The sequence below is a fragment of the Nitrospira sp. Kam-Ns4a genome, from assembly GCF_965152595.1.
Map to the genome: position 1 here is coordinate 3,517,033 of NZ_OZ224218.1, position 11,401 is coordinate 3,528,433.

Genomic DNA, 11,401 nt, shown 5'->3' on the forward strand with positions numbered 1-11,401 from the left:
TCGCCATAAGCGACCAGCCGTCAGCGCTCAGCCCTACCCAATTTTCCCAGGATACAAAATGTACAGCATCGTATAGGTGACGCTCCCGGTGACGAACAGGATGCAGTAAATAATCATGGTGAACCGGCCGAGCACGCGGTGGCGCTGCTCGCCGTTTGGCCAGATCCGCTGGATCGCGAATTCCACGGCGAAGACCACTCCGACCAGCAGCACGAGGCCGAGATAGACCATGAACTTTCTCGTGGAAAACCCGGTTGTCAGGCCGCGTGCCAGATACACCACCAGAACCGCAACGGTCAGCCCGCCCAGGATCGTGCCGATCCGCTTCGCCGGGGTCTGGAGCACGGCGTCACGAAGGATGCGCCGGCCCTGCACCACGCTTTGGGCGCGGAACCCGAGCACGATCATGTAGATCGCCATGACCAGGCCGATGATCACGAGCGTGATGTGGAAGGTCAACAGGGGGATAAACACGTTGTCGTAGAGCTCCTGCGATCCCCCGAATCCGGCCTTGCCTTCGAACGCCAGCACCCCCAGTTGCCGAAACAGGTAGTAGCTCGTAAAGAACGCGAGCATGGCCACCATCCCGCCCAGCATCAGCCAGTGGTGGGCGTCGGCCTTGCGCTGCTTGGCCTGGACCCAGCCCACCACAAACAACACCGTGAAGAGCGTGGCCATCGCCTGGCTGAGGTCCGCCCCGATGGTCGCATGGGTGCCGAAGAATCCTGGCTGCTTCAACCATTCCTGCATGTTCTTAGCTCATTCAACGTGCGCCGGCGGTTAGACGTCCTATAGTCGCCAACCCATCAGACGGGCAACGATGGTTCATGCCGCACAAGGTCGAAGCCCATTCATCTCTTCGCTCATGAACCCGCTCGGCGGTTGAACGTCCCCCCATTCACCCACCAACCTCGCCCAGGAGCTTCGCACTACGCTTGCCGCCTCACGCCTTGCGCTTCACGGTTTCGTCCCAAGCACGACCGCAGCGGGCTCCAGCTCCGTGACCGACTGAAACCCGGCCCCCCTCATCCACTCCCGCACCTCCCCCACTGTATAGCAGCGGCCTTTCTCGGTGTTGACCAGGATATGGACGGCGAAGGCGGTCACCCAAGCGGGGCTCGTGCGCGAGGCGTCCAGGAAACGGTCCTTGATGACCAGGCGCCCTCCCGCCGTCAGGTGCCGGGCGGCCTTGCCGACCAGAGCACGATTCTCCTCAGGTCCTTGGTAATGGAGAATATCCGACATGAGCACCACGTCGTAGGGGCCTCCGAGTGGATCGCGGTTAAAATCCCCGCCGAGCAGCGTGATGCGCGACTCGAGCCTCGCCTCCTTAATGGTCCGCTCGGCCACTTTCAGCATCTGTGGCAGGTCGAAGACGGTCGCATGCAGGTTGGGATAGACCGAGCAGAACGCGATGGCGTTGGTGCCCGCGCCGCCCCCGAGATCCAGGAACGTCTTCGCATCCTCCAAGAGGAGCCGCCTGGCGAGGGCAGGCCCGCTCTGCTGGCCGATCCGGTTCAACACGGAGAGCACGTTGGCGCCCAACTCGGGGTCAGTCTCAAACAGGTGCCGGGACACCGGAGACTGCCCCGTCCTGATCGTGTCTTCCAGCCGGCCCCAGTTGCTCCACTCCGCGTCGTGAAGCAGGAGCAAGTGCCCCACGTACTGCGGCGCGCCCTTCACCAGGTGCGTCTGCGCGACCTCGGTATTGGCGAACCGTTCCCCCTCCTTGTTGAGCACCCGCATCGCGACCAGCGCGTTCAGCAGCAGCTCCAGGGCCCGCTCGTCAACCCCTAGACGCGCGGCGATCTCCGTGGCCGTGCGGCCTCTGCCATCCAGGGCCGAAAACACGTCCAGCTTGACGGCCGTCAACAGAATCTTGGTTTCCCAGTAGTATCCGAGCTCAAAGATCTCGGCGAGCGAGAGGTTCCGTGACACCGCATCCCCTGGGCAGGCGCAGCGGCCGTTTCAGGAACTGCGCCTGAAAGATTGCCATCTTACCCGGATGAGAAACGGAAAGGCAACTGTGGGAGGAGCGCGCGAGGAGGGCGCTGAAAACACCAAGGGCAGTAACCGGTGGTGGCCACTGCCCTTGGGGAAGGCTGCGAAGCGTGCTGCTCCGCGAGGAACACTCCAGATTACTTCTTCTTCACCTCGAACTTCGCTTCGACCGTCGCGCCGTCCTTCACCTCCACTTCGGCCTCGACCTGGCCGGCAAAGGGATGCCACGCGAGGATCTTGTGCTTGCCTGCCGGAACGTCCTTGATCTCAAAGGTGCCGTCGTCACCTGCCACGGCGTAGTACGGATTCCAGACCGGGAGGAAGAAGGACTGCATGAACTCGTGCTGGTCGCACTGCAACCGGTAGGTCGCGCCCTGCTTCTCCTGGCCACCCTTGAACTTCACCGGCTTCTCCAGCTTGGAGCCCTTCTCCGCGAGACCGATATTGAAATCGGTCGAAGAGCTCGAGCCCTTCACGAAGAAGCTGTGCGGGTTGTGGAGCACGCCCTTGACGGATTTGGGATCCTCGGGGTCGGCATCGTGGTTCTCCACACGGAAGGGCTTCTGGGCCACCACCACGCTGGTGAAGGGTTTGAACTCGCAGAACTCGGCGACGATGTCCGTGCCCTTGTACCCGTCCACGAAGGCCTTGTCCTCGATGTCGCGGACGGCCACCACGGCGCCCTTCAGGCCCCCGTCCTTTGCAACCGTGATGGTGGGCATGATCCGCTTTTCACCCTGGACCAGATCCTTGTTCGGATTCTTGGGGCAGAACTTCGGGTTCGGGAACTTCGAGAAGAGGAACTCCTTCGCCTCGGACTTCCCCGCATACGTAACCTTGCCCTTAACCGTACCACCCGCATAGGACGTGAACGGCAACGCGAGGAACGCCGCCGTCACCAATGCGAACATGGCGATATAGATACCCTTCTTCATAACGCCTGCCTCCTTATGGATGTGAACGGTGATACAGAACCACAGCTCTGTAAATCCTTACTGGCGAACCCCTGAGTCTTGACTACGACTACGCACAGGTGAGACCACTTACCTCTGCCACCGGCCGGCTGGGGATGCTCGACTGTGCTGGAGGGATCCTTTGTAGCTTTGAATGCCAATTGTATACGAGGTCAACAAGTTGGTGTCAAGCGAAAACCTCGCAGTCGCGATAAAATTCTCACCGTGTTTTCAACGATTTGTAGTTTTCGCCTGCAGATCGAAGGATCCGAGCTATCGCCCCGCCGGCTGTAGCCCGGACTGCATCATCCTGGTCGAGCAACGCCTCTTTGAGCATGGGCAGCGCTTCCTTGCCGCCGACACGGCCGAGCGCTCGGGCAGCGGCGATGCGGGGACGCGGGAGTGGATCTTTGATGAGCTGACGCAAGAGTTGGCTGACCTCCCCCGCATCGTCCCTGCTGCTTTTTGCCAAGGTCCGCGCCACCGCCGCCCTAATGCCCGGGTCGAGATGGCGGGTCAGGTCCTGGACCGCGGTTCTCACCTCATCGTACGGTACCCCCTGCTGGAGCAGGGCGTTGACCGTCGCGGCCCGCACGACGGGGTTCTCGTCCCTCAGCGCACGTTTCAGCGCGGAAATGGTTTCGGGTGTCCCCAACCCGCCCAGGCCGAGGGCAGCGGCCGCCCGCACCGCCGGAATCGGATCGCTCAACAGGCGAACGAGGCCGGGCGCGGCCTCGGGCTGCCCGAGATCGCCGAGCGCGGCGACCGCGGCTCCCCGCACCGAGGGTTGCTCGTCGGACAGCGCTGCTTCCAGCCAGGGCAGCGCTCGGCGATCGCGCAGGTCGCCGAGCAGACGCAGCGCCGCCGCACGCTCCTCCGGATTTCTCGCGGCGGCTGCCTCCTGCAACCGGGCCCACCCCCTCTCTTGGCCCAACATGGCCAGCGCAGCCGCCGCGGCGACACGGACTGAGGGGTGCTCGTCGCTCAGCGACCGCTCGACGAGCGGGATGACGGCGCGATCGCCGGACTGGCCGAGCACCTTGATCGCCGTCGCCCGAACCAGCGCGGCCTGATCCTCAAGCGCCTTCCGGATCGCCGGCGAACGCTGGCCTGCCGGAAGCTGCCCCAGAGCCTCGACGGCCAGCGCCCGGACAAGGCCAGACCCATCCGTCAACGCATCCTCGAAATAGGGAATCGCCTCCTCCGACTCGAGCTCCTTGAGTGCCGTGTAGGCGGCTCCGCGCATCTGCTCCCGCATGTCCTTGAGCAACGGCGTGACGAACCCGAGGGCGACCTCGCGCAGCAGCGCCGCCTCCTCGCGCCCGGTCCTGTGCGCAAGCTGGTCATAGGCGGTGAGCGCCTCCTGTGGCTTGCCCAGGCGGAGCAGGCACCGGGCCTTCAGCCGGTACGCCTCAGCCGGGCCCTTGCCATCCTTGGTCAGAGACTCCAGCAGCGCGAGCGCCTGATCGTAGGCCTTCCGTTTGTAGGCAGCTTGCGCCTCCTGGAGCGCGGCCGTCCTCTTCTCGGCTATGACAGCGGCCGGATCCGCGATGCCGTGGAGTGTCAGGCTGACCGTGCAAGCCAGAAGGATGGCTTGCAGGAGGTGAGACGGGTGGATCTGCACGAGTGATGGTGATGGTCTGGGTTGCGCCCTACTGCTGCAGCTCGACCAGCGGGACGATTTCGATCGGCTTTCCTAGCACGCCCGGTCCGAACCGCGGATTCTCCACGACCTGGAGCGAGGTGCGCCGGCCCGTGGGCGCCCGCAACGCGAGCGACACCTCGACGTGCCCGTCCGGCTCGACGGTCACTGCCCGCGTGGCGGGCGGCCCGGCCTGGGGGTGCCATGCGATGAGCCGGTACGTCCCAGGAGGCACGTTGGAGATCGTGAAGCGCCCGGCCCCGTCGGTAATAGCGTAGTAAGGATTGTCCATGGCGAGGGCCCAGCTCTCCATGTAGGGATGAAACCCGCACTGCATCAGGAACACGCGGCGCCCTTTGCTGAGGTAGATCGGCCCCAGCAGGGACTTGCCGGGTTCGTGGTTGTGCGTGGCGTGCAGGTCGCCCCGCCGGTGATGGCCGTTCATCGGCAAGGGCTGGTTGAACAGGACCCGTGCCCCCAGGCTGGATGAGGTCTCGTACGCCTGGATATCATGCATGACCGGGTCCATGTTCACGACCTCGATGGCGTGCCCGTCTCGGACCACGGTCATAAAGGGTAGAAACTTGCAGTCGCGGGCTTCCACGTGCGGGACGGATACGTCGAAAGCCTTCCCGGCCCGGATGCCTTCGAGCATCACCACGGCATCCTGGAGGCCACCGGTCTTGTCCACGACGAAGTCGTACAACAGGCGCCAGCCTTTGCCGTTCGAGATTCGCCCGCAGTACTGCGGGTCCGGGTAGATGACGAGGTTGTACCCCTTGGGCTTGGGCACGGATCCTTCCAGGCTGATCCGCCCCGTGACGGTCCCGCCGGCCTTGACCTCGACCACGTCGTAGGCCGCCGCTGCTGTCGCAGACAGCGCAAGGAAGAAGGCACCGATTCCGACGATGCCTGTAACTGTTAACGTTTCGCGTTTCACGTTTCGCGCCTCACGGCTTCTGCAATTCCAGCGTCGGCCTGATGTCGATCGGCTTGCCCAACACCTCCAACCCAAAGTGGGGATTCTCGACGACCTCGTGCGCGCTGCGCCGGCCGGTCGGCGCCTTGAACGAGAAGTTCACCTGCACCGTTCCCTTCGGCGCCACGGTCACACGCTGCTCCAGCACCGGCCCTCCCTGCGGGTGCCAGGCGACCAACGTATACTCCCCCGGTGGCACATCGCTGAGCGTGAAGCTCCCGTCAGGGGCGGTGATCGCGTAGTAGGGGTTCTCGACTGCGAACCCCCAACTCTCCATGTAGGCGTGGAAGCCGCACTGCATCACGAAGATCCGCCGCCCCTTCGTCATATGGATCGTCTGCTTCATCGGCGTGCCGGGCAGATGCTCATGTGAATCCGCGCCGATGTTGCGCCGGTGATGCGGATTCATCGGGAGGGGCGTATTGAACAGCACCCGCGGCCCGAGGTGGGAGGTCTCGTAGGCTTGAATGTCGTGCATCACGGGATCCATGTTCACGACTGTCACCTCGTGGTGGTCCCGCACCACGGTGACGAAGGGCAGAAACCGGCAATCCCGCGCCTCGATCGTCGGCGGCGTGAACGTAAACCGCTTGCCCTTCTCGATGTCCGTCAGCATCACGACCACGTCCTGCAGCCCGCCGTCCGGCGCCACTCGAAACTCGTGGAGCAGACGCCAGCCGGTTCCAGTCGAGATCCGCCCGCAATAGACCGGATCGGGAAAGGTGACGAGATTGAAGCCCTTCGGCGTCGGCTTGCCTCCCGTCAACACGATCTTGCCGGTAATCGTTCCTCCATCCACGACCGCAATCTCTTCGTAAGCTTGCACCGGCGACGCCATCAGGAACGCCGCCGCAAGCCCCGCTATGACATGCCGCATGTGATGTCTCTCCTCGAATCCGTTTCAAGTCGTATCAGTCCGACAGCCTTCTACGCTCTTCCAACCTATCACACCGCCTCGTCAAAAAAAGAGGGGGAGCCTCTGACGGCTCCCCCTCCAGGAACGCACAGTTTCAGAGGCCAGCGATTACTTGGAGGCTACCGGCATCGCCTGGCCCGGCTCCGCCGGCACGGTCTCCGCCTTCTTCGTCCCCGGAATGGCCCCGGAGAGCGGAAGTAGGCGCTGGTCCCCGACCGGAAGCACCCGCATGTAGCCCCACTGTCCGGACTGGGAGTACGGCAGCCGCTGGTTGCTCCACACGTAGTCGCCTGGCAACCGGTAGACGCCGCCGGCCGACGGGATGAAGGTATCAAGGACCTCCGACCCCGAGAATTCGACCACGCTGATCATGTCGGCGCCGCGCATGTAGGGCTCGATCGGCCACTCATGCTTCTCGACGCTGAACATGCCATTCTGCTCGTTGTTCGCACCAATTACGTGGATCCGCACCGGATCGCCGGCATGCGCCTCGATGATCGGGGTCACCGGATCCTCTGGTTTGTCCGCCGTGCAAGGCTGGAACATCCGACCCAACGAGCATCCGACCTCCTCCCGATACTTATAGGGCTCCGACCGGTAGTTGACGCCAGTCAGGCCGGCCACGTTCTGCACGTACGGCATGAAGCTCGTGCCAATGATATTGTCCTCGTCCTGGAAAAACAGGGCCACGTCCCGGTAATTGGGACGCATCTCGTTCCCCTGGATCGTCCGGTCAATAATCACATCCGCCGCCCAGGCGTTCTTGTTCGAGAGATCCTCGCCGGTCTTCGGGTCGCGATACTTGGACCCCTTGGGCCCGACGATGATCGCGCCGAACAGCCCGTTGCGCGGATTGAGCATCACGTTGCCCCAATCCCAGACCAGCGAGGTAATCTCCCCGTTGGCTGGATCGGCGTAGTACGTGTAGGTCCGGCTCTCGCCGGGGCCAATCGTCTGATCACCCGGATTGTTCCCAACGTTCGCGCCGAGCGAATCCTTCGGGTCGAACGCCAGCGAAATCGCCGAGAACGAGGCGCGGCCTTCCTTCAGCTTGTTCTTCAGGTTGATCTTGACGCAGTCGCCCACGTTGACCCGGAGCGTCAGCGGCATCGGTTGGTAGCTCCCCTGGGCCACCTTGGAGACCTCCTCCTCCAACATGTAGATCTTCGCGTTGGGATTGCGCGTCAGGATCTTCCGCTCGAAGTCCACTTCGATCTCGTCCGGCGCCTTCGGGTTGAACTTCATCTCCGGGTAGTCCGTCGCCACTACGTTGAAGGTCTTCACCGGGGCGTCGGCCGGACAAACCGGCAGCGGCTTCGGAATCTCGTTCCGGCCGCTGTAGCCAGCCGGGAGCTTCTGCAGGTCTGGCTGCTCCTTGTCGTACACACGCAGGATCCCCCAGGCCCCCTCGGAGAACTTCGAGGATCGGCCGTTGAAGTGGATGTAATCGCCTGGCTGCAGGCGCGGGCCGCCGGCTTGCGGCACGACTAGGTCGTACCGCTCGGCGATCCCAATGTGAATCGAGTTTTTCCGGTTCGCGTCGCCCGCATACCGCTCTGTCAAGAACGTATGGCCTGAGATCGTCCAGGTCATCGTCTCGTTCATAAGCGTGTGCAACAGCCGGAACACCAGCGTATCCCCCACGTAGGCCCGCAGCAGCGGCGTGTAGGGGTCGCCGTGGATCTTGCTGTTGAAGATCTGCGACGCATCCGGGTTGTTGGCCAGCCGTTGCGCAATGGGTCCGGCCCGGAAATTCAACCCGCTGCCCGTCGTGTGCGTCCCGCCGTTCAGGAAGGGCATCGGTGTCATGTAGATCTTCTCTGGCATCTGGAAGGACACAGTCTTCCCGGCTTCCAGCGCCACCTCGACCGGCTGCCCGGGCGGGTTGCCCGCCGTCACGATGTTCACCGTGTGCGGCACCGTGTCGTGCACCTGTACCATCAGCTCGCGGAAGCTGTTGTTCACGCCGTAGCCCACCGGCTCGACCGTATGGATGTCCGCGATGGGACCGCTCCGGATCTCCTTGCCGGTCTTGGGATCATAGTAGGTGGATCCGACCGGCTCGGCGATGAACGTGCCGAACCCGCCGTGCGGCCAGGTGGTTGCCCCGAACGCGTGGTCGTGCCAGAACACGGTCCCCACGTCTGCGTCCACCCAGAACCGCTGCCGGACGAACTCGACCGTCACGATGTCGTTCGCTGGGTGGTCGTGCTTGAGCGGCTTGGTCAGCTCGATCGTGTTGCCCTTGATTGCCTTGATCCGGGCGACCTCGTTGCCCTTCACGTTGTCGGCACCGACCAGGATCAGCGTGTTCACGTGGTACTGCGCCGCGTTCTTGACCGTAATGGCCTTGGCTCCCTTCTTCACCGCAGCCGTCAGCACCGTGTTCATCGGAGCCGGCAGGCCCTTCTTGTTCTTCTTCTCCAGCATCGTGAACGGCCGCACCGACTGCTCGTAGGAGAAACCCGTGATCACGCCATCGGATGCCTGGTTGTCGAACTGCAGGAAGTGCCAGTGGGTATTGATCTTGGACGACTGGAAGTTCGTGTAGTCGTCATCCTCCCACTCGCTGGTCAGGGTCCAGTCCACGCAGTCGTAGATGTTGCCACGGACGACCAGCGGATACTTGAGGTCGTCGTTCTTGCGGATCGCGGCCTCTTCCTCATGCAGCACGAAGATCAAGCCGTTCGGATCCACGACGGGGGGCTCCTTCCCCACGCCGTGCGCGATCTTGATCGGCAGCTTGATAAAGTGGACGTTGTAATCCTTACGCCCGGCGTTCTCTGGGCACAGGCTCCAGACGCCGTTCTCGCCGGGCTTCGCCTGATCGAGGCTCTCCTCGCCGTTCTCGTCCCGCCGGATCATCTCCAGCCAGGGCGCCCCGACATGGTTTGGGGAGAACATCGCCCGCTTGCCGAAGTGCGGGGTCAGGTGCGGCCAGGCGATCTTCCCGGTGGTCGGCTCGAACAGCAACGGATGCCGCTTCCCGGGATGCGTGGACTTGTACTTGGGATTGTCAATCGTACTCTCCTTCTCGCTCATCGCACGATTGCCGTCCCACACCCAGTCGAGCACGGTCGCGTCATACGACACGATCTGCCCCTTTTCGTCGTCCTTGTGGCCTGGCTTGCCCTGTGGTGGCAACTGCATCTCAACCCAGTCCTTGATGTTGATCACGGCCGGGTTGGATTTCCAGTTGCTCTTCCCCTTCTCGACGATCTTGAAGGTCTTGCCGAACCAGTCCACTGTCGTGCCGATGAGCTTGTCCGAGGGCACGCCGACCTTCATCCGGCCCTTCCGGTCCGGCAACTCGCGGAGGTCCGGCATCGTGTCGTTCCGGTACTCCCCGACCTGCAGCGTGTTGTACACGCGCCAGTAGCCCCACATCCCGGCCACATAGTGGTGTGCCACGTGGCAGTGGAACAGAAAGTCGCCGGCGAGCTGCTGGCACAATCCAGACCCGCACTCCGTCTCCAGGTCCAGCGCCTCGGAGGGCCCGATCACCTCCACGTCCACCCGGTCTGTCTTATGCCGGATCACCGGGTATTTCACCGGACCGTTCTTGGCGACATACCAGAGGTTCATATCGTCAATGGCGCGTGGGCTACGCGGCCAGCGGATGGAGCCGCCGTGCGGATGGTGGGAATGGAAGACCTCGGAGCCGCCATGCACGAGACGGAACTTGGCTGGGTCGCCGAGATAGGAGCGAGGGATCGTCGGGGCTGCGTCTCCGAAGGTATAGGAGCTGTAGCCCATGGACTCGTCCTCGAACCCGAAGTACTCGTGCTGGAGGTGCATGTTGTTGATGCCGAAGGGCTCGCTCCGGTAGTTGATCGCCCGGCCACCCGGCCGATACGCGTCCGTCAGGGGGTCGCGCTGCGGCAAGAAGTCGCCCTTCTTGTTCACGGGCCGGAAGGCCTCGTCACCGACCTCGTGGTAGATCAGGACGAACTCGCGGAAGTCTGGACCCGCGCCGTTCCGGATGATCGTTTGCCAGCCGCTCGTCTGCGGCGTGGGATCGCCGGTGCCCAAGGGCTCGAGGTACGACGACCCCTTCGGCTCGACGACGAAGGCCCCGAAGAGCCCCATCACCGTCAGCTCGCGGTCGTTGCTGTAGGAATGGAACTGGCGGACGCCTTCCTGGGTCGTCGGGTGGATATACCACTCCAGGTCCACGCTCTTATCCTTGGCGACCACACTGTCCGGATTGGTCGTGGTGGCAGCCTTCCCCGTGGCGCTCACCACCATGGCCGAGCCGTGGATATGGAGGCTTACATCCTCCCCGCCCTCCAGCTTATTCCGCAGCGTGATCTTGACGCAGTCGCCCTGGTTGCCGCGGATCACGAGCGGCTGAATCCACTGCGCCTGCACACCCGGGAGCACGGCCCCGGGATCGAAACCCTCCTTCTCGCGGGCTGCCTTGTTCTTGGCCTCTTCCTCCCGGACCTTGTCAATGTTCTCGGTCAGGACGTACATGTAGCCTGGGTAGAAGTCCAGCCACTGGTTGAGCGTGATCTCGACGTTGATCGCGGAGATATCGTACTGCCGCACTGGTGCGTTCGCCGGACACCGGCCGCCCGGGGCCGACACTGGCTCGACGCGGGGATCCGACATGAGCAGGAGGTCCTGCCCCCCGGCGCCATACTGGTGCATCATGGACATGCCGTTGTACATGCCCGTGTTGACCTGATGCGCCTGCGGGTCGTGCGCCATCTGCTCCATGATGCGCTGGTGCTGCCGCTCGACCTGGGCTGCGCGATCCGGCCGCCCCGCCATCACATCTTCCACGATGGTCTGGCCCTTGAGCTTCTCAGCCCAGTCCGGGGACTGAGGGCTCATGGCCACATGTTGAGCATGGGCCGACGACGGCTCAGCCGATGCCCCGAGAGGCATTACGAAGAGGAGCGCTC

The 11,401-nt window shown here is 63.3% G+C and carries 7 protein-coding genes; all 7 read right to left on the reverse strand.

The window, feature by feature from the left end; translation table 11 throughout:
* Positions 1–33 precede the first annotated feature (33 nt).
* Positions 34–750 carry a DUF420 domain-containing protein gene (locus ACWHYQ_RS17575; RefSeq protein WP_447973404.1) on the reverse strand — a complete coding sequence of 239 codons (717 nt, stop codon included), beginning with the start codon at positions 748–750 and terminating at the stop codon, positions 34–36.
* A gap of 207 nt (positions 751–957) precedes the next feature.
* Positions 958–1,938, reverse strand: a complete 981-nt coding sequence (locus ACWHYQ_RS17580; protein WP_447973405.1) for a methyltransferase — start codon at positions 1,936–1,938, stop codon at positions 958–960.
* A 200-nt stretch (positions 1,939–2,138) separates the two neighbouring features.
* A complete protein-coding gene (locus ACWHYQ_RS17585) occupies positions 2,139–2,936 on the reverse strand; it encodes a carboxypeptidase-like regulatory domain-containing protein (protein WP_447973406.1) in 798 nt (265 codons plus the stop codon).
* Positions 2,937–3,174: 238 nt separating this feature from the next.
* A complete protein-coding gene (locus tag ACWHYQ_RS17590; RefSeq protein WP_447973407.1) occupies positions 3,175–4,578 on the reverse strand; it encodes a HEAT repeat domain-containing protein in 1,404 nt (467 codons plus the stop codon).
* A 28-nt stretch (positions 4,579–4,606) separates the two neighbouring features.
* Positions 4,607–5,536: a carboxypeptidase-like regulatory domain-containing protein gene (locus ACWHYQ_RS17595; RefSeq protein WP_447973408.1), complete on the reverse strand. Its 930-nt coding sequence runs from the start codon at positions 5,534–5,536 to the stop codon at positions 4,607–4,609.
* Positions 5,537–5,546: 10 nt separating this feature from the next.
* Positions 5,547–6,452: a carboxypeptidase-like regulatory domain-containing protein gene (locus ACWHYQ_RS17600; protein WP_447973409.1), complete on the reverse strand. Its 906-nt coding sequence runs from the start codon at positions 6,450–6,452 to the stop codon at positions 5,547–5,549.
* Between the two features lie 147 nt (positions 6,453–6,599).
* Positions 6,600–11,330, reverse strand: coding sequence for a multicopper oxidase domain-containing protein (locus ACWHYQ_RS17605; protein WP_447973410.1), 4,731 nt, complete (start codon positions 11,328–11,330; stop codon positions 6,600–6,602).
* Positions 11,331–11,401: the final 71 nt, after the last annotated feature.

Coding starts and splice junctions, on each gene's coding strand:
- ACWHYQ_RS17585 (WP_447973406.1), bottom strand. CDS start 2,936: ATGAAGAAGGGTATCTATATCGCCATGTTCGCATTGGTGACGGCGGCG.
- ACWHYQ_RS17600 (WP_447973409.1), bottom strand. CDS start 6,452: ATGCGGCATGTCATAGCGGGGCTTGCGGCGGCGTTCCTGATGGCGTCG.
- ACWHYQ_RS17575 (WP_447973404.1), bottom strand. CDS start 750: ATGCAGGAATGGTTGAAGCAGCCAGGATTCTTCGGCACCCATGCGACC.
- ACWHYQ_RS17605 (WP_447973410.1), bottom strand. CDS start 11,330: ATGAGCCCTCAGTCCCCGGACTGGGCTGAGAAGCTCAAGGGCCAGACC.